General features: G+C 70.4%; 27 protein-coding genes. 15 read left to right on the forward strand and 12 right to left on the reverse strand.

Annotated features, from left to right (window positions below; genetic code table 11):
- Positions 1–2: 2 nt before the first annotated feature.
- The 4 genes from ACT4N7_RS04955 (at position 3) to ACT4N7_RS04970 (ending at position 5418) form a co-directional block, all read left to right on the forward strand.
- Positions 3–1265: an HRDC domain-containing protein gene (locus tag ACT4N7_RS04955; RefSeq protein WP_444827370.1), complete on the forward strand. Its 1263-nt coding sequence runs from the start codon at positions 3–5 to the stop codon at positions 1263–1265.
- A 73-nt stretch (positions 1266–1338) separates the two neighbouring features.
- Positions 1339–2013: a TetR/AcrR family transcriptional regulator gene (locus ACT4N7_RS04960; protein ID WP_444827371.1), complete on the forward strand. Its 675-nt coding sequence runs from the start codon at positions 1339–1341 to the stop codon at positions 2011–2013.
- Between the two features lie 67 nt (positions 2014–2080).
- On the forward strand, positions 2081–3310 hold the full coding sequence (locus ACT4N7_RS04965) for a thiolase family protein (protein WP_444827372.1): 1230 nt from the start codon (positions 2081–2083) through the stop codon (positions 3308–3310).
- Positions 3310–5418: a 3-hydroxyacyl-CoA dehydrogenase NAD-binding domain-containing protein gene (locus ACT4N7_RS04970; RefSeq protein ID WP_444827373.1), complete on the forward strand. Its 2109-nt coding sequence runs from the start codon at positions 3310–3312 to the stop codon at positions 5416–5418. The genes ACT4N7_RS04965 and ACT4N7_RS04970 overlap by 1 nt, the downstream gene beginning before the upstream one ends.
- 46 nt (positions 5419–5464) lie before the next feature.
- Here ACT4N7_RS04970 and ACT4N7_RS04975 read toward each other — a convergent pair whose 3' ends face one another.
- Complete coding sequence (locus ACT4N7_RS04975; protein ID WP_444827374.1) at positions 5465–5653, reverse strand: hypothetical protein; 189 nt, start codon at positions 5651–5653, stop codon at positions 5465–5467.
- Between the two features lie 397 nt (positions 5654–6050).
- On the opposite strand from ACT4N7_RS04975, the gene ACT4N7_RS04980 reads away from it, so the two are divergent.
- From ACT4N7_RS04980 to ACT4N7_RS04990, 3 genes are all read left to right on the forward strand, one after another.
- Positions 6051–6920 (forward strand): helix-turn-helix domain-containing protein, encoded by an 870-nt coding sequence (locus ACT4N7_RS04980; RefSeq protein WP_444827375.1) that lies wholly within the window; start codon positions 6051–6053, stop codon positions 6918–6920.
- A gap of 116 nt (positions 6921–7036) precedes the next feature.
- Positions 7037–7252, forward strand: a complete 216-nt coding sequence (locus tag ACT4N7_RS04985) for a hypothetical protein (RefSeq protein ID WP_444827376.1) — start codon at positions 7037–7039, stop codon at positions 7250–7252.
- Positions 7253–7432: 180 nt separating this feature from the next.
- Positions 7433–8149, forward strand: coding sequence for a 2OG-Fe dioxygenase family protein (locus ACT4N7_RS04990; protein WP_444827377.1), 717 nt, complete (start codon positions 7433–7435; stop codon positions 8147–8149).
- 4 nt (positions 8150–8153) lie between these two features.
- Here ACT4N7_RS04990 and ACT4N7_RS04995 read toward each other — a convergent pair whose 3' ends face one another.
- Both ACT4N7_RS04995 and ACT4N7_RS05000 read right to left on the reverse strand, forming a co-directional pair.
- Positions 8154–9287, reverse strand: a complete 1134-nt coding sequence (locus tag ACT4N7_RS04995; RefSeq protein ID WP_444827378.1) for a sensor histidine kinase — start codon at positions 9285–9287, stop codon at positions 8154–8156.
- Complete coding sequence (locus tag ACT4N7_RS05000; protein WP_444827379.1) at positions 9284–9973, reverse strand: response regulator transcription factor; 690 nt, start codon at positions 9971–9973, stop codon at positions 9284–9286. The genes ACT4N7_RS04995 and ACT4N7_RS05000 overlap by 4 nt, the downstream gene beginning before the upstream one ends.
- Positions 9974–10029: 56 nt before the next feature.
- On the opposite strand from ACT4N7_RS05000, the gene ACT4N7_RS05005 reads away from it, so the two are divergent.
- The gene (locus ACT4N7_RS05005) at positions 10030–10677 is read left to right on the forward strand and encodes a class II aldolase/adducin family protein (protein WP_444827380.1); all 648 of its coding nucleotides are present in this window, start codon (positions 10030–10032) and stop codon (positions 10675–10677) included.
- Here the strand turns inward: ACT4N7_RS05005 and dxs are convergent.
- Positions 10674–12602 (reverse strand): 1-deoxy-D-xylulose-5-phosphate synthase, encoded by a 1929-nt coding sequence (dxs, locus tag ACT4N7_RS05010; RefSeq protein WP_444827381.1) that lies wholly within the window; start codon positions 12600–12602, stop codon positions 10674–10676. The genes ACT4N7_RS05005 and dxs overlap by 4 nt on opposite strands.
- A 175-nt stretch (positions 12603–12777) precedes the next feature.
- On the opposite strand from dxs, the gene ACT4N7_RS05015 reads away from it, so the two are divergent.
- Together ACT4N7_RS05015 and ACT4N7_RS05020 are read left to right on the forward strand one after the other, a co-directional pair.
- Positions 12778–14112 carry a hypothetical protein gene (locus ACT4N7_RS05015; protein ID WP_444827382.1) on the forward strand — a complete coding sequence of 445 codons (1335 nt, stop codon included), beginning with the start codon at positions 12778–12780 and terminating at the stop codon, positions 14110–14112.
- 55 nt (positions 14113–14167) lie between these two features.
- Positions 14168–14809: a hypothetical protein gene (locus ACT4N7_RS05020; RefSeq protein WP_444827383.1), complete on the forward strand. Its 642-nt coding sequence runs from the start codon at positions 14168–14170 to the stop codon at positions 14807–14809.
- Positions 14810–14891: 82 nt separating this feature from the next.
- On the opposite strand, the gene ACT4N7_RS05025 is transcribed toward ACT4N7_RS05020, so the two are convergent.
- Positions 14892–16109: a class I SAM-dependent RNA methyltransferase gene (locus tag ACT4N7_RS05025; RefSeq protein ID WP_444827384.1), complete on the reverse strand. Its 1218-nt coding sequence runs from the start codon at positions 16107–16109 to the stop codon at positions 14892–14894.
- A gap of 128 nt (positions 16110–16237) precedes the next feature.
- Between ACT4N7_RS05025 and ACT4N7_RS05030 the strand changes: the two genes are divergently transcribed.
- Together ACT4N7_RS05030 and ACT4N7_RS05035 are read left to right on the forward strand one after the other, a co-directional pair.
- Positions 16238–16903, forward strand: coding sequence for a potassium channel family protein (locus ACT4N7_RS05030; protein ID WP_444827385.1), 666 nt, complete (start codon positions 16238–16240; stop codon positions 16901–16903).
- Positions 16903–17559, forward strand: coding sequence for a potassium channel family protein (locus ACT4N7_RS05035; RefSeq protein ID WP_444827386.1), 657 nt, complete (start codon positions 16903–16905; stop codon positions 17557–17559). The genes ACT4N7_RS05030 and ACT4N7_RS05035 overlap by 1 nt, the downstream gene beginning before the upstream one ends.
- Here the strand turns inward: ACT4N7_RS05035 and ACT4N7_RS05040 are convergent.
- Entirely contained in the window at positions 17537–17743 is a 207-nt protein-coding gene (locus tag ACT4N7_RS05040; RefSeq protein WP_444827387.1) for a hypothetical protein, read from the reverse strand. The genes ACT4N7_RS05035 and ACT4N7_RS05040 overlap by 23 nt on opposite strands.
- A 109-nt stretch (positions 17744–17852) precedes the next feature.
- Here ACT4N7_RS05040 and ACT4N7_RS05045 point away from each other — a divergent pair, with 109 nt between their 5' ends.
- Positions 17853–18707 (forward strand): Scr1 family TA system antitoxin-like transcriptional regulator, encoded by an 855-nt coding sequence (locus ACT4N7_RS05045; protein WP_444827388.1) that lies wholly within the window; start codon positions 17853–17855, stop codon positions 18705–18707.
- Positions 18704–18919 carry a DUF397 domain-containing protein gene (locus ACT4N7_RS05050; RefSeq protein ID WP_444827389.1) on the forward strand — a complete coding sequence of 72 codons (216 nt, stop codon included), beginning with the start codon at positions 18704–18706 and terminating at the stop codon, positions 18917–18919. Before ACT4N7_RS05045 ends, ACT4N7_RS05050 begins: the two co-directional genes overlap by 4 nt.
- Before the next feature lie 14 nt (positions 18920–18933).
- Here the strand turns inward: ACT4N7_RS05050 and ACT4N7_RS05055 are convergent, their stop codons facing one another.
- The 6 genes from ACT4N7_RS05055 to ACT4N7_RS05080 form a co-directional block, all read right to left on the reverse strand.
- Positions 18934–19548: a DUF3558 family protein gene (locus tag ACT4N7_RS05055; RefSeq protein WP_444827390.1), complete on the reverse strand. Its 615-nt coding sequence runs from the start codon at positions 19546–19548 to the stop codon at positions 18934–18936.
- A complete protein-coding gene (locus tag ACT4N7_RS05060) occupies positions 19549–20532 on the reverse strand; it encodes a hypothetical protein (protein ID WP_444827391.1) in 984 nt (327 codons plus the stop codon). It abuts the gene before it with no gap.
- A gap of 3 nt (positions 20533–20535) precedes the next feature.
- Positions 20536–20763 carry a hypothetical protein gene (locus ACT4N7_RS05065; protein ID WP_444827392.1) on the reverse strand — a complete coding sequence of 76 codons (228 nt, stop codon included), beginning with the start codon at positions 20761–20763 and terminating at the stop codon, positions 20536–20538.
- Between the two features lie 228 nt (positions 20764–20991).
- A complete protein-coding gene (locus ACT4N7_RS05070; RefSeq protein ID WP_444827393.1) occupies positions 20992–21939 on the reverse strand; it encodes an acyl-CoA desaturase in 948 nt (315 codons plus the stop codon).
- Between the two features lie 158 nt (positions 21940–22097).
- A complete protein-coding gene (locus ACT4N7_RS05075; RefSeq protein WP_444827394.1) occupies positions 22098–22808 on the reverse strand; it encodes a DUF3159 domain-containing protein in 711 nt (236 codons plus the stop codon).
- A complete protein-coding gene (locus tag ACT4N7_RS05080) occupies positions 22805–23182 on the reverse strand; it encodes an OB-fold nucleic acid binding domain-containing protein (RefSeq protein ID WP_444827395.1) in 378 nt (125 codons plus the stop codon). The genes ACT4N7_RS05075 and ACT4N7_RS05080 overlap by 4 nt, the downstream gene beginning before the upstream one ends.
- 95 nt (positions 23183–23277) lie before the next feature.
- On the opposite strand from ACT4N7_RS05080, the gene ACT4N7_RS05085 reads away from it, so the two are divergent.
- Positions 23278–23982 (forward strand): alpha/beta hydrolase, encoded by a 705-nt coding sequence (locus ACT4N7_RS05085; RefSeq protein ID WP_444827396.1) that lies wholly within the window; start codon positions 23278–23280, stop codon positions 23980–23982.
- Positions 23983–23988 lie beyond the last annotated feature (6 nt).

Consider the following 23988-nt stretch of genomic DNA (forward strand, 5'->3'; position numbering starts at 1 on the left):
CCGTGACCACCCCCGGAGCAGGACTCAGCCCGACCGATCCGCCTGCTCCGGTGCTGCTCACCGAGCCCGCGGAGGGCACCCCCGACGTCGTGGCCGACTCCGACGCCCTGGATCGGGCGTCCGCCCGGATCGTGGGCGGGTCCGGCCCGATCGCCGTGGACACCGAGCGGGCTTCGGGTTACCGCTACTCCCAACGCGCGTACCTGGTGCAGGTCAGACGCGAGGGCGCTGGCACCTTCCTGATAGACCCGGTTGCTGTAGACGACGAGGTCGACTCCCTGATCGCCGCACTCGGCGACGACGAGTGGGTGTTGCACGCCGCGTCCCAGGATCTGCCCTGCCTGGCCGAGCTCGGCCTGCGCCCGGCGAAGCTGTTCGACACCGAACTCGCGGGCAGGCTCGCCGGGTTCGAGCGGGTCGCGCTGGGGACGCTGGTGGAGCTGGTGCTGGGCTACCGGCTGGAGAAGGGCCACGGCGCCGCCGACTGGTCGCGCAGGCCCCTGCCGCTGGACTGGCTGAACTACGCAGCGCTCGACGTCGAACTCCTGGTGCCCCTGCGCGACGCGCTGGAGGCCGAGTTGGCCGCCCAGGGCAAGCTGGAGTGGGCCCTGGAGGAATTCGAAGCCCTGCGTGTCGCGGCCCCGTCCGCCCCCCGCAAGGAACCCTGGCGGCGGGTGTCCGGCATCCACAGCGTCCGCACACCGCGTGGCCTCGCCGCCATCCGGGCCCTCTGGGAAACCCGCGACGCCATGGCCCGCGATCGAGACATCGCGCCGGGCCGCGTGCTGCCCGACAGCGCGATCATCCAGGCCGCGTCGGTCAACCCGGCCGACGAGCAGGCGCTGCTGCAGCTACCGGTGTTCAAGGGCCGAGCGCAGCGCAGGCTGGTGGGCACCTGGATGCGCGCCCTGCGCACGGCCGCCGAACTCCCGAAGTCCGAACTCCCCGACCCCTCCCCGCCCGCCGACGGCCCCCCGCCCGCCAACCGCTGGGCCGACAAGGACCCGGAAGCCGCCGCCCGACTCGCGGCGGCGCGCACGGCGCTGGCAAAGGTCGCCGAGGCGAACCGCTTGCCGGTGGAGAACCTGCTCCAGCCGGATCTGGTGCGCCGCACGTGCTGGCAACCCCCCACGGAGACCGACGTGGACACCGTGGCCGAAACCCTGCGCACCGGCGGCGCCCGGGAGTGGCAGATCACACTGACCACGGCAGCCGTCGCCGAAGCCCTCCGGGCCACCCCAGCCCGACCCGTCCAGGCCCCCTGAACCATCCACACCCCACCGAACCATCAAGAGCGGTGCTCTGGTCTTTGAACACCGATCCGACAAGACTGGCCGGATGAGCGCAGGCCGAACCGCACGCGACCGGGCCCGAGCCGAGCTGACCCGGGAGATCAAGGACGAGGCCCGGCGGCAGCTCGCGACCGACGGCGCGCACAACCTGTCCCTCCGCGCCGTCGCGCGCAGCCTGGGCATGGTCTCCTCCGCCCTCTACCGCTACTTCCCCAGCCGCGACGAGTTGTTGACCGCGTTGATCATCGATGCCTACAACGCCATCGGCGAGGCGGCCGAGAACGCCGACCCCGGCGGCGCCCCGCCGGACCGCTGGCGCGCGGTCTGCCGAGCCGTGCGCGCCTGGGCGCTCGACCACCGCCACGAGTACGCCCTCATCTACGGCTCCCCCGTCCCCGGCTACCAGGCGCCGCGCGACACGGTGACCCCCGCGGCGCGGGTGCCGCTGGTCCTGATCGACATCGCCCGCGCGGCCGAAGTGCCCGACGGCGACCTGTCGCCGGTGCTGCGCGAGCAGACCGCGCGGGTGCTCGCGACCATGTCGACCGCGCTGCCCGCCGCCGCGCTCGCGCGGGTGATGCTGGCGTGGACCCAGCTCTTCGGCATGATCAGCTTCGAGCTGTTCGGCCAGCTCGTGGGCAGCGCCGACCCGGCGGACGAGTTCTTCGACTACGCGGTCGCGCACATGGCCGAGTTCGTCGGAGTGTGTCCCACCCCATAGCGGTTACCCGTGGGTAACAAGCGCTAGAGTTACCGGCAGGTAGCCCAAGAATCGTAAGGAGCACCCCGTGGCCGCACCCGCTGCACCCGCAGCCGCGCGCGCCGTTCGGAACGTGGTCTTCGTCGACGGTGTGCGCACGCCGTTCGGCAAGGCAGGCCCGAAGGGCATCTACGCGGAGACCCGCGCGGACGATCTCGTCGTCAAGGTCATCCGTGAACTGCTGCGCAGGCACCCCGAACTGCCGCCGGAGCGGGTGGACGAGGTCGCCATCGCGGCCACGACGCAGATCGGCGACCAGGGGCTGACCATCGGCCGCACCGCGGCGCTGCTCGCGGGCCTGCCCAAGTCGGTGCCCGGCTACGCGATCGACCGGATGTGCGCGGGCGCGATGACCGCCGTGACCACCAGCGCCAGCGGCATCGCGTTCGGCGCCTACGACGTGGTCGTCGCGGGCGGCGTCGAGCACATGGGCCGCCACCCGATGGGCGAGGGCGTCGACCCGAACCCGCGGATCGTGGCCGACAAGATCGTCGACCCGACCGCGCTGGTCATGGGCCAGACCGCGGAGAACGTGCACGACCGCTACCCGGCGATCACCAAGCAGCGCTGCGACGCCTACGCCGCGCGCAGCCAGGAGAAGTACGCCGACGCGGTGAAGGCGGGCAAGATCGGCCCCGAGTTGGTGCCGGTGGCGACCCGCTCGGTGGAGCTGGGCTGGGGCCTGGCCACCGAGGACGAGCCGCCGCGCCCGGGCACCACGGTCGAGCAGCTCGCGAGCCTCAAAACCCCGTTCCGCCCGCACGGCCGGGTCACCGCGGGCAACGCCGCGGGCCTCAACGACGGCGCCACCGGCTGCATCCTGGCCGAGGAGGAGACCGCCCGCGAGCTGGGGCTGCCGATCGGCATGCGCCTGGTGGGCTTCGCCTTCGTCGGCGTCGAGCCGGAGGTCATGGGCGTCGGGCCGGTGCCCGCGACCGAGCGGGCGCTGTCCCGCGCCGGTCTGTCCATTTCGGACATCGGGCTGTTCGAGCTGAACGAGGCGTTCGCCGTGCAGGTGCTGGCTTTCCTCGACCACTTCGACATCGCCGAGGACGACCCGCGCGTCAACCAGTGGGGCGGCGCCATCGCGTGCGGCCACCCGCTGGCCTCCTCCGGGGTGCGGCTGATGACGCAACTCTCCCGGCAGTTCGCCGAGCGCCCCGACGTGCGCTACGGCCTGACCTCGATGTGCATCGGCATCGGCATGGGCGGCACCGTGATCTGGGAGAACCCGAACTGGACCGGGGGCGAGCACTGATGTTGGAACTGGAGCAGGCCAAGGCGGCCTTCCCGGACGAGGTGGTGACCACAGCGGTCACCCGACTGATCAAGCTGCCCGGGCTGGACAAGCCCGTCGCGGTGATCACCATCGACAACGGGCACGACCACACCCGGCCGTCGACCTTCGGACCGCAGAGCCTGGTGAGCCTGAACACCGCGCTGGACAACGCTTTCGCGGCCGAGCCCGCCGCGATCGCGGTCACCGGCAAGCCGTTCATCTTCGCCGTCGGCGCCGATCTGTCCGGCGTGGAGCAACTGGCCGAGCGCGAGTTGGCCCTGGAAATCGCGCAGGCCGGACACGACGTGTTCCGCCGGTTCACCGAGTCGGCGATCCCGACCTTCGCCTTCGTCAACGGCGCGGTCATGGGCGGCGGCCTGGAATTGGCGCTGTCCTGCCACTATCGGACGCTGTCCACGGGTGCGGCGGCCATCGCGCTGCCCGAGGTGTTCCTCGGCCTGTTCCCCGGCTGGGGCGGCACGCAGTTGCTGCCGAACCTGATCGGGCCGGACGCCGCGGTCACCGTGATCTTCGAGAACGCGCTGAGCCAGAACCGCATGCTCAAGCCGAAGCAGGCGACCGAACTCGGCATCACCGACGCGCTGTTCGACTCGGCCGACTTCCTGGAGCAGTCGCTGGGCTGGCTCGCCAAGGTCGTCAACGGCGAGATTTCCCCCGCCCGCAAGGAGATCGACCGCGGCGCGGGCTGGGACGCGGCCGTCGAGCGGGCGAAGGCGCTGGTGTACGGCAGGACCAAGGGCGCCTCCCCCGGCGCGCTCAAGGCGCTGGAACTGCTGGAAACCGCGCGTGCGAACGACCTTGACGCGGGCTACGCGGCGGAGACCGAGGCGCTGGCCGACGTGCTGATGTCCGACCCGCTGCGCGCCGGGCTGTACTCGTTCAACCTGGTGCAGAAGCGGGCGAAGCGGCCCGCGGGAGCGCCGGACAAGTCATTGGCGCGGCCGGTGGGCAAGGTCGGCATCGTCGGCGCGGGCCTGATGGCCAGCCAGATGGCGCTGCTGTTCGTCCGCAGACTCAAGGTGCCGGTGGTACTCACCGACGTCGATCAGTCGCGTGTGGACAAAGGTGTGTCCTCTGTGTACACCGAGATCGACAAGCTGGCCGCCAAGGGCAGTCTGTCGGCGGACGGCGCCAACCGGCTCAAGGCGCTGGTGTCCGGGTCGATGGACAAGGCCGCCTTCGCCGACGCGGACTTCGTGATCGAGGCCGTGTTCGAGGAGATGGGCGTCAAGCAGACGGTGTTCGCCGAGGTCGAGGCACACGTCACGGCGGAGTGCGTGCTGGCGACCAACACCTCGTCGCTGTCGATCACCGAGATGGCCGCGAACCTCGCGCACCCCGAGCGCGTGGTCGGCTTCCACTTCTTCAACCCGGTCGCGGTCATGCCGCTGCTGGAGATCGTGCGCGCCGACCGCACCGACGACGCCACCCTGGCGACGGCGTTCGCGGTGGGCAAGGCGCTGCGGAAGTCCTCGGTGCTGGTCAAGGACGCGCCGTCGTTCGTGGTCAACCGGCTCCTCACGCGGTTCATGGGCGAGGTGGTCCGATCGATCGACGAGGGCACCCCGTTCGAGGTGGCGGACCGGGCGATGGAGCCGCTCGGGCTGCCGATGAGCCCGCTGGTGCTGCTGCAGCTCGTCGGCCCGCCGGTCGCGCTGCACGTGGCCGAGACGATGAACCGGGCGTTCCCCGACCGATTCGGCGTGAGCGAGAACATGCGCCGCTTCGTCGCGGCGGGCAAGACCGCGGTGTGGATCTGGGACGGGCAGGGCAACCAGCACGTCGACGTCGAGGTGCAGGCCTTGTGGCAGTTCGGCGACAGCCCGCTGACCGAGGAGCAGGTGCGCGCCCGCGCGCTGGAGGGCGTTGCCGAGGAGATCCGCGTCATGCTCGACGAAGGCGTGGTCGCCGAGGCGCAGGACATCGATCTGTGTCTGATCCTGGGTGCGGGCTGGCCGTTCTGGCTGGGCGGCATCACGCCGTACCTGGACCGCGAGGGCATTTCGGAGAAGGTCAACGGCAAGCCGTTCCTGGCTCCCGGCGTCGCGTCGGTTCCGACCGTCTGACGCCCGATCGGTGCCCCCGGCGCTCCCTGGAGCACCGGGGGCGCCGCTATGCGATCCGGTTGGCGAGGCTCGGCAGCGGCGAGTCCTGGACCGTCTCGGGTGACGGGGGCGAGATCACGCCGGGCAGGCTGGGTTCCGGTGTCTGCGGGCGCAGGGCCGTGGCGAGTATCGCGGCCGCGACGGCGACGTAGAGGAGCAGACGAACCAGCGAGCCGAGCCGAAGCGAGACATACATGGGCCGGTCCTCTCTCGATGGACGCGATCCGGTAGACAGTCCGTACGCTCGCGGCGGCGCTCCCGTCGTCAAGCTCGGTTCGGTCCGGGTGGTGGGGGACCGAGGCCGCCGTGTGAGGCGAACCGATGCCGCAGTGCGTCCGACGTGGGAACTTCACCTGCAAGTGTGACGACCTACCTTGCGATGTGCAATTCCCATCACGACATCCCGTCAAGGACTACCCACTTGGCGTAACCGTCGGGTAATGCGGCGTGAATCCAGTGTGGCAACACGATTGAGTGACGGACTCCCGACGGACTGTTGCCATGCGCGGTCGAACAGTCTAGCCTCCTGGCCCTGGGAATCCCACAAGAACCGTTTCCAGACGGGTACCCATCCGACAAGATCGAGAAGGTTCATGCCAGCCCAAGGCCCGATCATTCCTCGGCGACGACTCGCGGACGAACTGAGGCGACTCCGCGAAGAGGCGGGCCTCACCCTCGAACACGTGGCCGGTGAACTCCTCATCTCGACCTCCAAACTGTCGAGACTGGAAAACGCGCAAGGCAGCCCACAGGCCCGCGACGTGCGCGACTTGATCAAGCTGTACGGCATCGACCAGACCAAGCTCGCCGAGCGACTCATGCGCCTGGTGCGGTCCGCGGGCAGACAAGGTTGGTGGGCGGATTACTCGCACGCCATGCCGACCGACCTCAGTGTCTTCGTCGCCTTCGAAACCGAGGCGTCGATCGCCCGGGTGTACACGATCCCGGTCCTCCCCGCGCTGCTGCAGACCGCCGACTACGCCCGGGGTCAGTACCACAGCATGGAACCCTGGCGACCGCCTGCCGAGATCGAACAACTCGTCCAGGTCCGCATCAGCCGCCAATCCGCCCTCGACAAGCGCGACGGGTATCCCCCACTCAAACTCATCGCGGTCGCACACGAATCGGCGCTACGGCAACTCGTGGGCTCACACGCTGTGATGCACGACCAACTCGACCATCTCATCGAGCGGTCGACCGAACCGAACATCGAGTTCCGCGTTCTCCCGTTTAAGACACCGCCATCGCTCACCAGCACCTGCATGTATGCGTACTTCGAATTCAACGACGCCCTGGACCGGGACGTCGTGCACATCGAGACGCACGCCGGTTTCCGCTACATCGAGACGCCAGACACCGTGCATCGATACCGACGTCATTACGACGATCTGCACAGCAACGCGTTGAGCCCGGATGAATCACGCAACCTGATCCGAACCATCCAGGCAGAGAACTTTTCCTGACACCTGGCCGACAATGATTCCCGTCTCGATTCGGATCACGACCGGGCGTCCAAGCCACGTAGCCGGAGTTTCCGCTGGACTATCGGTGGCGGAGTCTCACGAACAAGGACGACAAGATGATAGAAGAAGACAAGATAACCGGTGCTGACTCCACCGTCACCGTATACCGTGGCCCGCTTCGCCCGCTCGGCCAGAACGTGATCTTCGAGAGCCCGCCACACATGATCTATCCAGTTTCCCATGTAACCGACGACTATGCGACTGTCCAGCGCCTCGAAAACGACGAGCAGACCAAGCTGGTCAAAATAGTTGGTCACCCTGGCCACGCGTAGAGCAACCAGAGACAAGGCGGTCGATGAGATTCCCAAGATCAGTGCGGCATTCACGGCATCCTCACGATCGTGTTGCCCAGCGACTGGCCGGATCCACCTAGCGCAACGTCATCGTTGCGTGCAGGCAGCGGCGGAACAGTCGCGAACCCGAACGTCACCTGAACGGCCGTCGATGCTTCGTTGGAGAAACAGATGACCTCCGTACTACCCAGGTCGACCGCCCACCTGACCGTCGCTCGCCAGCGGCTTGAATCGGATGGTTATGTCGTCCTCCACGGCAGGCAGCTGAAGTTCAGCGATGCCGATCGCGAACACATTCATCGAACCTACTTCACCGGTGACGTCCTGCGGTGCTACGACGGCGACATCCCGCCCGATCGGGAACGTGCTCGCGATGTCATCCGGTATGACTGGCGGTCGGGCGCGCTCGACCTACGCGAATACGAGTCGATCGCTATCGAGAATCGTGGCGACCATCCCGATCGACGCGAGTTCGAGCGGATCGAGATTCTCCAGGACGACGTGTTCGCCCGGTGGATCAGCACCGCGCTGCACCTGATTCCCACGGCGCTGCGGCAGGACCGGGGGACCTTCGGCGTCAATATGTTCAGGACCTATACGAACGTGGTCACCAAGCCGCACCAGGACGGCGAGGAATTCGTCTTCATCTACGTCGTGGACAAGATCGGCGGCGGCGGCGAGACGGTTCTCTACGGCATGGACTCCGAGATCGTCCTCAAGGACACCCTCGAACCCGGCGAAATGGTCGTCTTCCGGGACAAGCAGTTCCGGCACACCGCCTCACCGCTGACCAGCGCGCCCGATGCGCCCGCGCGCCGTGACGCGCTGGTGTGCACGGTCAACTACCCGGACACCTATCCGCTCGCGATGCACTGACGGGTCAGCCGCGCGCGACCGGCAGGTGCACGGTGACGGTCAGACCACCCCCAGGGACGGGTTCCGCGCTCACCCGGCCGCCGTGCGCCAGCACCACCGCCCGCACGATCGACAGCCCCAACCCGGTGCCCGTGTGCGCCGTGCGGTCCACGCCGCCGCGGCGGAACGGCTCGAACAGTTCAGGGACCCGATCGGGGTCGATCGGGTGGCCGGACGAGCCCACCACCAGGGTTGTCCACTGTGGACCGCACTGGGTGCGCACATCGAGCCAGCCGCCGTCGACGTTGTGGCGGACGGCGTTTTCCAGCAGGTTCCCCGCGACCCGTTCCAGCAGTGCGGCGTCGCCGACGACAGGGGCCGGACCGTCGTTGAAGTGGGCGGTGATGCCGCGGAGTCGCGCCTCCGCGCGGGTCGAGCGCCACGCGCCCGCGACGACGGTGGCCAGGTCGACCGGGCCGGTCACCCCCACGCCGAGGCTGTCGGTGCGAGCGAGGACCAGCAGGCCCTCGACGAGCTGGCCCGCGCGCAGGGTGGCCGCGCGGACCACCTCGGCCATCCGACGCAGCTCGGCCTCGTCGGCGGCCGGGTCGGCGAGGGTGACCTCCAGCTCGGTGCGGATGACCGCCAGCGGGGTGCGCAGCTCGTGGCTGGCGTTGGCGACGAACTGGCGCTGCGCGGAGAACGCGGCCTGCAGCCGGTCGAGCATGGCGTCGAAGGTGTCGGCGAGTTCGGCGACCTCGTCGCGGGCGCCGCGGTGGCCGATGCGTTCGCCCATCGACTCCACCGACAGCCGGTGCGCCGTCGCGGTGACCTCGCGCAGCGGACGCAGCACGCGGCCGGTGATGACCCACGCGAGCAGCGCGGTGGCCGCCACGACGCAGACGAACGCGACCGACCCGGCCAGCAGCACCCGCTCGCGCGCGTCCCGGGCCAGCGCCTCGGCCAGCTTCTCCGCGGCCACCGGCACCCCGCCCACGACCACGGTGCTGCCCGCGGGCAGCGACGGCACCGACGCCACCACTCCCCCGGCCAGCAGCCAGCCCAGCCACAGCAGCAGCACACTCACCGCGGCCACCAGGCCGGTGGTGAGCAGGGTGATCCTGGCGCGCAGCCCCGGGCCGCGACGGCGTCCGGTCACCCCTGGCCGTTGCCCTGGTCACCCGCCGACGACGGCACCCGGTAGCCCGAGCCGACCACGGTGTCGATCACGCCCGGCTCGCCGAGCTTCTTGCGCAGCGTCATCACCGTCACCCGCACGGTGGTGGTGAACGGGTCGGCGTTCTCGTCCCACACCCGCTCCAGCAGCTCCTCGCTGCTGACCACCGAGCCACGCGCGCCGAGCAGCACCTCCAGCACGCCGAACTCCTTGCGGGTCAGCTCCACCGGCTGCCCCGACCGCGACACCGTGCGACGCGCCGGGTCGAGCGCGACATCACCCGCGACCAGCACGGGCGGGGTGACCGGGGTGGCCCGCCGGGCCAGCGCGCGCACCCGGGCGACCAGCTCGGGGAAGGCGAACGGCTTGGCCAGATAGTCGTCGGCGCCCAGCGAGAGCCCCTCGACACGGTCCGCCACGGCGTCGCTGGCGGTGAGCATGAGCACCCTGGTCAGCGCGCCGGAGGCGACGATCTCGCGGCACAACTCGTCGCCGTGCATGCCGGGCAGGTCCCGGTCGAGCACCACCACGTCGTACCGGGTGATGGTCGCCTTCTCGTGCCCCTCGTCGCCGTCGAACGCGACGTCGACCGCCATCCCCTCGCGGCGCAGTCCGCGCGCGATGGCCTCGGCCAGGGGTTCCTCGTCCTCCACGATCAGAATCCGCACCCCACAACGGTGCCACACCGCGCACGGGACCGTCCCGGTTGGGCATGATCGGCACCATGATGCTGCGTGCGGTGCGCGAACGGGTGGCAAAGGAGTCCCGGCGGCTGGCGGCCGAGGGCCTGGTGCTGGGCACGGCGGGCAACGTCAGCGCCCGCCAGGGCGACCTGATCGCCATCACGCCGACCGGGGCGAGGTTGTCGGAGCTGCGGGCCGAGCACGTCACCGTGATCGATCCCACCGGGGCGGTCGTGGAGGGGACGCTGGCGCCGACCTCGGAGCTGGACCTGCACCTCGGGGTGTACCGGCGGTACCGGGCGGGCGCCGTCGTGCACACGCACGCGCCGATGGCCACGGCGCTGTCGCTGGTGCTGGACGAACTGCCGTGCGTGCACTACCAGCTCGTCGAGCTGGGCGGACCGGTGCCGGTGGCGCCCTACCGGACCTTCGGCACCGCGGAGCTGGCCGACGTCGTGCTGGACGCCCTCGACGGGCGCACCGCCGTGCTGATGGCCAACCACGGCGCCCTGACCCACGGCGCGGACCTGGAGACCGCCGTGTCGCGGGCGCTGCTGCTGGAGTGGGGCTGCGAGCTGTACTGGCGCGCGGCGACGCTGGGTGCGCCCAGAACCCTGGACCGCACCCAGCGTGCCGAGTACGAGCGGCAGGTGATCGCCCGGTCCTACGGGACCACCCAGCCGCTCTAGTGTCCCAGTTTGCCCGCCTGCTCCTCGGCGGCGGGCGCCGTGCGGCCGAGCAGGTCCGAGGCCCAGCCGGTGACCCGGCGCGCGATGTCCTGCGCGGTCAGGCCCAGCCGCACCAGCACCTCGTCGCGGGTGCCGTGGGCGTGGAACTCGTTGGGGATGCCCAGGTCGCGCAGCGGAACGTCCACATCGGAATCGCGGAGCAGCGCCGCGAGCGCCCAGCCGAAACCGCCGTGCCTGCCGCTGTCCTCGACCGAGACGACCAGGCGGTGCTCGGCGGCCAGGGTCGCGAGTTCGGCGGGGACCGGCGCGACCCAGCGCGGGTCGACCACGGTCACGCCGATGCCCTGGTCGGCGAGCCGCTCGGCGGCGGCGAGGCCGAGTTCGGCGAACGACCCCACGGTGACCAGAAGGACGTCGTTGGTCTCCCCCGGGCCGGGGCGGCGCAGCACGTCGGCCACGCCAACACGGTCCAGGCGGGCGATGTCCTCGCCGACGGTGGCCTTGGGGAAGCGCAGCACCGACGGGCCGTCGTCGATCGCGACGGCCTCGCGCAGTTCCTCGCGCAGGGTGGCCGCGTCGCGCGGGGCGGCGATGTGGATGCCGGGGATGACGCCCAGGATGGACAGGTCCCACATGCCGTGGTGGCTCGCGCCGTCAGGGCCGGTGATGCCCGCGCGGTCGAGCACGACGGTCACCGGCTGCCGGTGCAGCGCGACGTCCATCAGCAGCTGGTCGAACGCGCGGTTGAGGAACGTCGAGTAGATCGCGACGACCGGGTGCAGGCCCGCCATGGCCATGCCCGCCGCCGAGGTGATCGCGTGCTGCTCGGCGATCCCCACGTCGAAGCAGCGATCGGGGAAGCGCTCGGCGAACGGGGCCAGGCCGGTGGAGCGCAGCATCGCGGCGGTGATCGCCACCACGTCCGCGCGCTCGGCGCCGATCGCGGCGAGTTCGTCGGCGAACACCGTGGTCCACGCGGTGCCCTTGGACTTGCGGGGCTTGCCGGTGACCGGGTCGATCGGGTCGGTCTGGTGCATCTGGTCCAGCTCGTCGTTCTCGGCGAGCGGGTAGCCGTTGCCCTTGCGGGTGACGGCGTGCACGATGACCGGCCCGCCGAAGTCCTTGGCCCGGCGCAGCGCGCCCTCCAGCGCCTCGAAGTCGTGGCCGTCGACCGGGCCGAGGTACTTCAGGCCCAAGTCCTCGAACATCGCCTGCGGGCTCAGCGCGTCCTTGATGCCGCGCTTGGCCGCGTGCAGCGCCGCGTAGATCGGCCTGCCGACGACGGGGGTGCCCTGCAACACCCGCTTGCCGCCTTCGAGCGCCCGCTCATAGCCCGGGCGCAGCCGCAGCGCGGCCAGGTGGTCGGCGAACCCGCCGATCGTCGGCGAGTAGGAGCGGCCGTTGTCGTTGACGACGATGACCACCGAGCGGTCGGCGCCCGCGGCGATGTTGTTCAGCGCCTCCCAGCACATGCCGCCGGTGAGCGCGCCGTCGCCGACCACGGCGACCACGCTGCGCCGCTCACCGCGCAGTTGGTGAGCCTTGGCGAGGCCGTCCGCGTAGGACAGCGCGGTGGAGGCATGGCTGTTCTCCACCAGATCGTGCTCGCTCTCAGCGCGGCACGGGTAGCCCGAGATGCCGCCCTGCTGGCGCAGCTCGTCGAACCCGGCGCACCGGCCGGTCAGCATCTTGTGGACATAGCCCTGGTGGCCGACGTCGAACAGCAGCGCGTCGCGAGGCGAGTCGAACACCCGGTGCAGCGCGATGGTCAGCTCGACAACCCCCAGATTCGGCCCCAGATGTCCACCCGTTCGAGTGACCTTGTCCACCAGGAAAGACCGGATCTCGACGGACAGCCGGTCCAACTCCTCGTGCGTGAACCGCCTCAGATCGGCGGGCACCTGCACGGATTCCAGCAGCGTCACCGCAGCGTCACCTCGTCCTTGTCGTCAAATGGCTGGTCTCCTGCTCTCGCCGGGTTCCCGCCTCTTGCCGGCGCGATCCAGTCTACGAGCGAGAGCGGCCGATCCGGTGGCGGTGTCGGCCACATCCCCCGGGACCCGCACCGTCCACACCCGCGGGCTCCCTATGCTCGGACGGGTGCCCATCGCCTTCGACACCGCGGGTCTGCGGCCGGTCGACCAGCACTCCTGGCAGGTCGGCGACTCGGCGGACCTCGTCATCAGCACCTACTCCGACCTCGTTCCCGACCTGCCCGCGCCGCTGTCCGACCAGGCGGGGCTGCGCCGCGCGCTGGCCGCCACCTGCGCGGCCGAGGGCGGCGGGCTGGTGGAGGCGTGGGTCTTCACGGTGGATTCGGTGCGGGCGCTGTTCCAGATCGTGAAGATGCCGCATCCGGGCAGACCCACCGGCATGGTGTTCGTCGGGAGCTTCACCCTGGCCAAGGCGCGGTGCAGCGCGGTGCTGTCGATGCGGGCGGCGGAGGGGCCGGGCACGGGGACGCGGGAGGCGGCTGTCGTGGCGCAGCTCGGGCCTGCCGCGTGTTTCCCGGCACACCCGTATGCCCCGGAGCTGCGCGCCAACGCCGCCGACGACCCGCGCTGGGACCCGCACTTCCCCGACCACCCGCTGAGCCGTATCCGGGCCTGGGCCCACCACACGGTCGCCACCGCGCGGGTCGACCCGCGCTTCGCCTGCCTTCCCGACTTCGTGCCGGTCGACGCGGCCCCGACCGTGGGCATCGACCATCCCGCCGCACCGGACGCGGCGCCGATGCCGTCCGTCGAGGCGGGGGACGTGCTGGAGACCGCGGCCATCGGGCTGCCGGTCGGCGGGTACCTGCCGCTGTGGCACCAGGGGCAGGTGTCCTACTGGCGGCTCGCCGACCCGGCTCCGGTGCTCGGCAGGCTCGGGATGGGCACGGTGTCCCGCGCGGAGATCGACACCCGGCGCTACCGGGAGATCGCGCTGCTCGCCGCCGGGCGGGCCACGATGATGCTCACCGCCCGTTACCCGAGCGCCGACGGCGAGATCGTCGCCGAGAGCCACGACCTGGTGCCGGCGACCGCCGAGGAGGCGCACGCGGCCGCCACCGACGAGGCGCTGACCGACCTGTACCGGTGGATCGGCGACCGGGTGCACGCCGCCGCCACGCGCGGCGAGTTCGTCGCCGTCGAGACGGGCGGCTGGACGGTGCCGGTCGAGCCGTGCGTGCTGATGCTGGTCCGCCCGAGCGGTGACACACTGCTGTCCGTGGTGGAGGCGACGCCCGTCCCGGTCGGCGCCGCCATCTGGGCCGACCGGCAGCCGGTCGTGGGGAACGGGCAGACGCTGGTGTCCCCCGCGAACGACGCGACGCTGCGGGTCGCGGGCCACCTGACCCGGTTCGCGGTGCAGGCGTGGGGCGTTCACCCGTTCGGGTTGGGTCTCTCGTTCGGGCCGAACCCGACTCTGGCGACGCTGCCGACCCGGTAAGGTCGGAGCCCGCACGGGGGCATGGACAGGGGACTTTTCTCGCTGGGGGACAACGATGACCGAGTCGGTGATGGCGCAAGCCGAGCAGGACAGAGTGACCAAAGAGGTCGGACGGGCGCTGGTGCGCGCCGCCGGGCCTGGTTGGCAGCGCATCCGCGCGGAATACCGGTCGGTGGGTAGACACGTCGAGGTCGACGTGGCCGTCACCGGCCCCGACGGCGACCAGCACCCGGTGCGCCCGCCGGTCGAGGTGGTCGAGGGCCTGGGCCGGATGCGTGGCGGGATGTACCGACCGGGGCGCGGGACATGGCTGTCGGCGGTGTACGTGATCGAGCCGCCGGGAACGTTCACGGTGGAGTTTGAGCCGGACGTCGAGCCCCCGTGGCGGCGGGTGCCGCCACCGATCGGGTTCGCCGACGAGCTGCGGTTCTTCCCCAGGTCCGAGGACAACATCCCGGACTGGTTCCGCGTCCGCGCGGGCCTGCCGCCCGCGGTGTCGAGCGAGACCCAGGCCGCGCACACGCCGCCGGGCGGAATCGAACTGCCCGCCGGCGGGCCGCAGGCACGGCCCGGCGTCCCGTTCCACCCCAATACTCCGCCGGGCGGAAACCCGCGCGGGCCGGGCGCGTTTCCGCACGGCCCCGCCGTGGGAAACCCGTTGCCGCACAGGCATCCCGCCGAACGCAACCCCCGCTAGCGGGTCTGCCGAAGCGCTGGTGCGCGGCGGGCAGCGCACCAGCGGCCACCCCGCCGTCGACCCGCGCGTCCTCTGTGGACGGTCAGCGCTGTTCGAGCAGGGCCACGCACTCCACGTGGTGGGTCATCGGGAAAGTGTCGAACGCGCGCAGCCGGGTGAGGGCGTAGCCGTGTCCGGCGAACGAGGCCACGTCGCGGGCCAGGGCGGCCGGATCGCAGGCGACGTAGACGATCCGATCCGGCGCGCGGGCGGCGATGGCGTCGACGACCTCGCGGCCTGCGCCCTTGCGCGGCGGGTCGAGCACGACCACGCCCGGCGCGGGCAGGTCGGCGGCGGCGAGCACGTCCTCCACCCGGCCCGCGAACACGCGCACCTGGGGCAGGTCCGACAGGTTGTCCGCGCCGTCCTCGGCGGCCCGGTGGGACGATTCCACCGCCACAACCGTCCCTTGTGGACCGACTTGACCGGCCAGCACGGCCGCGAACAGGCCGACGCCCGCGTAGAGATCCCAGGCGCAGCCGTCGATCGGGGCCTGCGCCCACTCCGCCACCAGTTCGGCCAGCAGGTCGGCCGCGTCCGGGTGGACCTGCCAGAAGCCGTGCGCGTCCAACCGCCATTCGCGGCGGGCGGCCAGTTCCACGGCGGTGGCCGAGCCGAGCACGCGGTGCGCGCGGGTGCGTCTGCCGACGGGCACGAGTTCGCTGGCGTGCGTCCGCCCGGTGGCGTCGACCGACACGTCGAGTTCCGCGCCCGGTGTCCACTCGCGACTGATGACGGCGTCGACGGTGCCGGGCGCGGCGATCACGCAGTCGCGCACCGGGACCACGCGGTGGCTGCGGTGCGCGCGGAACCCGGCGCGGCCCGCGCTGTCGACGGCGAGCCGGGTCCGGGTGCGCCAGTGCGTGAGCCCGCCTGCCAGTTCCTCCACCTCGACGTCCCAGTCGAGCCCGGCGAGCCGCTGGAGCTGCTCGGCGACGACGGCGGCCTTGAGCGCGCGCTGCTCGCGCGCGGAGGCGTGCTGCCAGTCGCAGCCGCCGCAGCCGCCGGGGGCGGCGAGCGGACAGGGCGGCGCCACCCGTTCGGGTGAGGCGGTCAGCACGTCGACGGCGTCGCCGCGGCAGAACGAGCCGCCGCGGTCCTCGGTGATCTCGACCACGACCCGCTCGCCGGGCAGCGCGTGCCGGACGAACACGACGCGCCCCTCGGCGCGCGCGACGCAGTGGCCGCCGTGCGCCACGGCGCCGACCTCGACCTCGACCCGACGCCCGGTCCAGTCGGTCACGCTTGCGATCTCAGCCACGGGCGAACAGCGTAGGCGCGGTCCGGTCACCGCCGCGGAGCGACCACCGGTAGGTTCGTCCGTGTCACCCGATGAGCGGGTGGACAGGTGTCCGTTTTGGTGCTTTGCCCACTGCGAGGAGGCCGGTCGTGCACGTGGTGATCATGGGCTGCGGCCGCGTCGGGGCCTCGATGGCCTCGGCGCTGGAGCGCCTGGACCACACCGTGGCCGTCATCGACAAGGACGCCCAGGCGTTCCGCAGACTCGGCGCGGACTTCCACGGCCAGCAGGTCGTCGGCCCCGGTTTCGACCGGCAGGTCATGATCGAGGCGGGCATCGAGCGCGCGGCCGCCTTCGCCGCGGTCTCCAGCGGCGACAACTCCAACATCATCTCCGCCCGCGTGGCGCGTGAGACCTTCGGCGTCGACCATGTCGTCGCCCGGATCTACGACCCCAAGCGCGCCGAGGTCTACGAGCGGCTCGGCATCCCGACGGTGGCCACGGTGCCCTGGACGACCGACCGCCTGCTGCGCACCCTGCTGCCCGACGGCGTGGCCTCGGCGTGGCGCGACCAGACGGGCAAGGTCGCGCTGCTGCAGGTGCCGGTCAGCGAGGGCTGGGTCGGCCGCACGGTCCGCGAGTTCCAGGCGGCCACCGGCTCGCGGGTCGCGTTCCTGATGCGGTTCGGCACCGGTGTGCTGCCGGAGTCCAAGACGGTGATCCAGGCCGACGACCAGGTGTACGTGGCCGCCCTGTCGGGCACGGTCAGCGAGGTCACGACGGCCGCCGCGCAGGCGCCGGAGGAGGGGCACTGATGCGGGTCGCGATCGCGGGGGCCGGGGCCGTCGGCCGGTCCATCGCCGCCGAGCTGGTCGGCGGCGACCACCAGGTCATGCTGATCGAGCGCGAGGCGGGCCAGTTCGAGCCGCACACCGTCGAGCAGGCCGAATGGGTACTCGCCGACGCGTGCGAGCTGGCGTCGTTGGAGGAGGCGGGCCTGCAGCTCTGCGACTGCGTCATCGCCGCCACCGGCGACGACAAGGTCAACCTGGTGGTGTCGCTGCTGGCCAAGACCGTCTTCGCGGTCCGCCGCGTGGTCGCCCGGGTCAACGTCCCCTCGAACGAGTGGCTCTTCACCGAGGCGTGGGGCGTCGACGTGGCGGTCTCCACGCCGCGCGTGCTGGCCGCGATGGTGGAGGAGGCGGTGAGCATCGGCGGCCTGGTGCAGCTCCTGACGCTGCGGCAGGGCCAGGCCAACCTGGTGGAGATGACCCTGCCCGACGACACCCCGTGGGCAGGCCGCCCGGTCCGCGAAATGAAACTCCCGCGCGACGCCGCCCTGGTCACGATCCTGCGCGGCGGCCGGGTGATCGTGCCGCAGCCGGACGAACCGGTCGAAGGCGGCGACGAACTGCTGTTCGTGGCCTCGGCCAATGTCGAGGGCGAGATCAGAAAAGCCCTGGGCCACTGACGCGTGCGCGTTCCAACGTGTCCAACAGTTTCGCCGCGCCCCGGCGCGTGAGAAACAGGTAGCTGTCGGCGCCCAGGCGCAACTCGATGGCGCCGTTCGCCTGGTCCACCACAGCGTGCATGCCAGTGTCCTCGCCGACATCGATCGTCGCCGACACCCGTGTCGCTCCCGAATCCATGAACATCATGACCTCCCGTTGTCGAACACCATCCTGACAGATATATATCTGACCACCAATCGCTCGATTGAGTGAATCTACGCTCTGGATCATGTGCATCGGGCATGATGGGTCCATGTCACCCTCCGCCGTCGTGGCCGCATGGGAACTCGGACTCCGGTTGCGTGAGCGTCGCGAGCACCTCGCGCTGTCGGTGGGGGGCGCCGCGCGGGCGGTGCAGATGCAGCAGCCGAATCTCTCCGCCGTCGAAGCGGGCAAGAAGAAGGTCACCGCCGCCAACCTCACCCGGCTGGCCCAGCTCTTCGAGTTCGACGCCGACGGGCAGCAACACCTGCAGGAGCTGCGCGCGGACGCCGACCACCGCGACTGGTACCACCGCTACACCTGGCTCTTCGGCGACGAGTTCATCCGCTACCTCGGCCTGGAATACGGGGCCGCGTGCGTCTCGGTGTACCAGGGCTCGCTGGTGCACGGCCTGTTGCAGACCGAGGACTACGCCAAGGCCGTGATTCGGGGTGGCTCGCCCTACATCCGGCTGACCGAGGTGGAGCCGCGCTGCGAGGTCCGGCTCGCCAGGCAGCGGCGGCTGACCGGCGAGCACCCGCTGCGGCTGACCGCGCTGCTCAGCGAGGCGGTCCTGCGCCAGGAGGTCGGCGGCCCCGAGGTGATGCGCCGCCAACTCGACCATCTCGTGGCCGCCGCCGAGGAACACGAACACATCGAGATCCGCGTCCTGCCCTTCACCGCGGGCGCACACCCCGCATTGGGCGGCCCGTTCACCGTGCTCTCGTTCGACTCACCGGGGCTGCCGAACATCGTCTGGCAGGAGACCCTGACCACACTGACGATCATCGAACGGCACCAGCAGGTCCGGGAATACACTGTGGCTCTCGCCGAGTCCATGCAATCGGCGCTGAGCGCCGACGAGTCGCGCGACCTCATCAGGGAGGTCGCCAAGGAGATCACGTGACCTACAGCACCACCGACGCGGCAGCCCTGGCGAACGCGCGCTGGCGCAAGAGCAGCCGCAGTGACAACGCGGCAGGCTGCGTCGAACTGGCCCAGCTACCCGCCCGACTCGCCGTCCGCGACTCCAAACACCCGACCGGCCCGGCACTCCTGTTCTCCCCAGGCACCCTCGCCGGATTCCTCCGCTCAGCCCGGACTCCCCACCTCGACTAGTCGCCATCCCATGGTCAGTTCCCGTTCCTGAGATTGCCGACAATGTCCGAGGCGGCCATGAACGCGAAGAAACAACTGTCCTTGGCCACCTCGATGGGCACGGATTTCTGTCGGCCGTAGGTCACCTTGAGACCTTGCCGGTCCGACAGGCCGACGACAACGGCACAAACCAGCGGGTCATAGCGCACGTATGCCGCAGGTAATCTGGGAATTATCAGTGAGGTGGGTTTGAATACCCCCGGTGTCGCCGGAGTGTTGGCATAGGCATCACCCAGGATGTCCGTGTCCGGGTACGCGGCGATTTCCAGACTGACGGCCGAGTCGATCTTCGGGTCCGTTGCCGCCCACCTGCAGGTGGTGGCATTCTCGGTCCGATCGGGTTGGCCCTCGGTTTCGCCGAAGCCGAGATTCTCCGGCATCCACACATGAAGAAGTTCACACGGCTTCATCCAGTGGTCGCCAAGGCTGAGCGGTCTTTCCACCTCGGGCGCCACCGCGCGTGCGCTCGTGGAGGACGGGGGCGCGCTGGAGGTCTGCGGTGGCGGGCTTTCCGAGCCCGGGTTCGAACACGCGGTCACCGTGCCCATCAGCACTACGAGACCGAGCAAACCAACCTTGTTTCCCAACATTCAGCCACCGTCCAAGACCAACGTGATCGGGCTGTCCGCCCGGAAACCCGACGCATTCTTCTCGTTCACATACTTCGGCCGCGCGACGTCGACGTCGTGAGAGTAGCCACCCCCGACGGAGTCGTGGTAGAAGTGCTCGTAGCGAAAGTCGGGGCTGTCCACATCCGTCACAGAAGGCAGCGGTTCGTACAGCGCGATTTTCTCACCGGCTATCCGATCGTTCGCGTCCTGGGTGAACTTCCGAATTTCCTCCATGCTCGCCTCATTGGCGTCGGCCAACTTGCGGAACGCCTTCTCATACGACTGCCAGACGTCCCCGCCGGTGGTTCCACCGAGTTCCGCGGTGGACTCTTCGGCTGCCGCGCCGAGAATGGCCGAGGAGGCACCCAGACCCACCGCCACAGCGCCACCGCCGGTGGCCGCTGCCAGCACGGCGCCGAGCACACCCGCCCCCACCTTGATCTTGACCGCCCGCCGCCGTTCGTCGTCGTCCTCCCGGAACTGGCGGGAGACCTCGATCCACTCCTCAACGAGATGTTGGTAGCTTTCCCGGACCTGCACCGCCAGCTTGTAGGCGGCGGCGTAGCCCAGCAGCATTTCCTCGACATAGCCCCGGTGCGCGTCCAGAAACCCGCGAATGCTCGAAACGTGCTGACTGAACGCGGTGGCGGCGGGGCCGTCCCAGTCGGCCAGCGCATTCGCCAGGTAGGCGACCCCGTCGTCGACATTGGTGTTGTAGGACTCGCTGCCCGCCTCGTCGAAACTGTGGAAGGCGTCCCAGATCCTCGGTGGGGAGAGCACGAGCAGGTCGGTCACCTCGACCCACAGCCGAGTGTCGACATCCGCCGGACTCCCCGGCAGACCGGAGAGGTCGCCGTCGGCGTCCATCAGCTCGTGAGTCAACAGTTCGGTGTACTCCCGGGTCATCCGATAGATGAGGTCGGCGATCAGGTTGTCGTCCGGCCACTGGGTCTGCTCGGTCATGGTCTACACCTGCCCATCGGCTCGCCGGTAGAGCTGGGCGATGTCGTGCAACGCCTCGGCCGTCGCCTCGACGACCGTGCCCGCCCGCCGCATCCGCTCCCGCAGTGTCCCGTTCAGCGCGTAGAACGCACTCTCGACATTGGGCGCCATGGTCGAGGGGGACAAACCCTCGAACCGGTTGAAGGCGCTCACCTGCTGCAATAGCAGCTCCCGCAGCTCAGGCAGCCGCACACTAGCCACCTCAGCGAGTTCGTTCAGGTCGGTTCTGAAGTTCCGCTTCAGGCGGTCGTCGTCTGGCACGTCATCCCCCTCGATCGCGAACCGTCGAGAAGTATGACGCAGCCGGACACGCTGGGGTGCCGAGTGGCTACGGAGATGAGTAGTTCCACTCAGACGTGCCGAACCCCCGAGCGGCAGCGGCGAATGCCGCCGACTCGGGGGTCGGTGGTGCGAATCCGGTCAGGCGTTGACGCGGAGTTTGGCTATGCGGTCCGGGGTGGGCCAGCGGACGTCGGTCGCCCAGCCCAGTTTCTCGAACACCCAGATCAGCCGGGCCGAGATGTCCAACTGGCCGCGCAGCACACCGTGTCGGGCCGAGGTCGGGTCGGCGTGGTGGGAGTTGTGCCACGACTCGCCGAAGCTGATGATGGCCAGCGGCCAGAAGTTCGCGGCCTTGTCCCTGGACTTGAACGGGCGCTCGCCGACCATGTGGCAGATCGAGTTGACCGACCAGGTCACGTGGTGCAGCAGCGCGACCCGGATGATCCCGCCCCAGAAGAACGCCGACAGCGCGCCCGCCCACGACCAGGTGACGAGGCCGCCGAGCAGGGCGGGCAGCAGCATCGAGATCACGGTCAGCGCGGGGAACAGCTTGTCGACCTTGCGGAGGTCCGGGTCGGCGAGCAGGTCCGGCGCGAAGCGCTCCACGTTGGTGCGGTCGCGGTCGAACAGCCAGCCCATGTGCGAGTGCCAGAAGCCCTTGGCGACCGCGACCGGGCCGGTGCCGAACAGCCACGGCGAGTGCGGGTCGCCCTCGCGGTCGGAGAAGGCGTGGTGGCGGCGGTGGTCGGCGACCCACTCGATGACCGAGCCCTGCGCGGACATGCCGCCCGCGACGGCGAGTGCGATCTTGAGCCCGCGGTTCGCCTTGAACGAGCCGTGGGTGAACAGCCGGTGGTAGCCGATGGTGACACCGAGGCCGGAGACGATGAAGAACGCCGTCGCGATGGCCACGTCGGCCCAGCCGAGGCCCCAGCCCCAGGCGAACGGCACAGCCGCGCCGAGGGCGAGCAGCGGGATGATCACGAACAGTTGCACACCCAACTGCTCGACGCCGCCACGGCGCCTGCCGATGAGCGGTTTCGGGCCTTGCACGGGGGGAGGAGTGGTCTCAAGGGTGGTCGTCACAGCGGCGGCTACCTCGGGTTGTCGGGCGTCTCCCCCAAGACGTTCCTACGGTTACGTAACCGTAAGTCTACGCGAGAATTCGAGGTCACCGGATTACGGACAGAAGAACGAAGGCCACCGTCCGGGCGGACGGTGGCCTTCGTCATAGCGAATGGGGCTCAGGCGGGTTCGCCGTACTTCTCCCGCAGCCGCGCCTCCACGGCGTCGTCGTCGGCACCCTGGGTCGTCTCACGCTCGGCTTGACGGTGCTGAGCACGGCGGACAGCCCACACGGTGACGGCGAGCGCCACCGCGAACAGCGGGTAGCCCATGGCGAGCCGGGCGAACGCGAGCCAGCCGGTGAGATCCTCGTCATAGAGCCAGCTCTGCACCACGTAGCGGGCCGCGAACACGCCGACGAAGGTGAGCGTGGCGAGGTCGTAGCCCCGCACCGACGGCTTGTCCGTGCGCCAGCTCTGGCCGCTGCCGTTGAGCAGCGACCAGATCACGCCGACCAGCGGTCTGCGCACCAGGATCGAGGCCAGGAACACCCCGCCGTAGACCAGGCTGGTCCAGATGCCGAAGAGGAAGAACCCCTTCGCCGAGCCGGTCTGGTAGGCGATGAACGCGGCGATGCCGACGCCGAAGAACCCGGAGATCGCGGGCTGCAGCGGCTCCTTGCGCACGATCCGCAGGACCGTGATGAGGACCGCGCTGCCGAGCGCGCTCCAGATGCCGATCGTCAGGCCGAAGAAGGCGTTGGCGAGCACGAACACCACCACCGGGACCGACGAGTAGATCAGACCGCTGATCCCCCCCATCTGTTCGAGCAGGGTGGGCTGCGGCTCGTCGTCGGACTGGTGGTTGACCTTCGCGGCCGGTTTCGTCATAGGGTCGTCTGCAACTCGTAGTAGGGGTTGTAGAGCACCTTGCGGCCGTCGCGGACCGCGATCCGGCCCTGCGCCTTGACGGTCCGACCGGGCTCGATGCCCGGGATCCGACGACGACCGAGCCAGACTAGTGTGACCCCGTCGGTTCCGTCGAACAGCTCCGCCTCCAGCGTGGCGACCGCGTCCCGCGGGCACAGCTCGACACTGCGTAAGCGGCCGAGCACGGTGACCTCGTCACCGGACTGGCAGTCGCAGGCGCGCCGGGCACCTTGCCGCTCGGCCTGCGCCGAGAGATCGTCCGCGTCGAGCTGTTCCACGTCCGTGGTGAGTTTCTTGACCAGACGGTGCCAATAACCGTCCCCCTTGGTGCCCATGTGATCCCGCTCCTGTGGTGGGGTCGGCCCCGACTGCCAACCCATGCACAATCAAGCGTAACCGCGCCAGGCACCGCGGGGACAAGGATCGAAGCGTGAGTGTGATCCAGCCGCACGCGGCCGTGCTGATCCCGGGCACGGGATCGGATGACGTGTTCGTCCGTGCGGTATTCGAGGTGCCGCTGGCCGCGGTCGGCCTGCGGGCCGTGACCCCCGCCCCGGTGCCCGGACCGGACCTGGTCGCGGCGCATCTCGCGGCCCTGGACGCGGCCGCGGCGGCCGGGCCGATCATCGCGGGCGGGATCTCGCTGGGCGCCCACCTCGCGGTCGAGTGGGCACTGCGCAACCCCGACCTGTGCGCCGGGCTGCTGCTCGCGCTGCCCGGGTGGTCCGGCGAGCCTGACGACGCCCCCGCGGCGGTCGCGGCGACGTTCGGCGCGGCCGACATCCGCGCCCGGGGCGCGGCCGCCGCGCTGGACTCCGCGGTGGCCGGTGTGGCGCCGTGGCTGGCCGCCGAGCTGACGCGCGCGTGGACCGGCTACGGCCTCGGCCTGGCCGACTCGCTGGCCGTCGCGGTCCGGCCCGCGCCGACCCTGGACGAACTGGCCAAGATCGACGTGCCCGCCGGGGTCGCGGCCTGTGTGGACGATCCGGTGCACCCGGCCGAGGTCGCTGCCGCGTGGGCCCGCGCGCTGCCCCGCGCGGCCCTGTGCACCACGCGGCTGGAGATCGTGGGGGTGGACCGGGAGGCGCTGGGCCGTGCCGCGGTGCTGGGTCTGCTGCGCGCCCGCGGCGCTTGAGTCGGT

Origin of the sequence: Actinokineospora sp. (assembly GCF_052390155.1) — a bacterium.
Classification (GTDB): Bacteria; Actinomycetota; Actinomycetes; order Mycobacteriales; family Pseudonocardiaceae; genus Actinokineospora.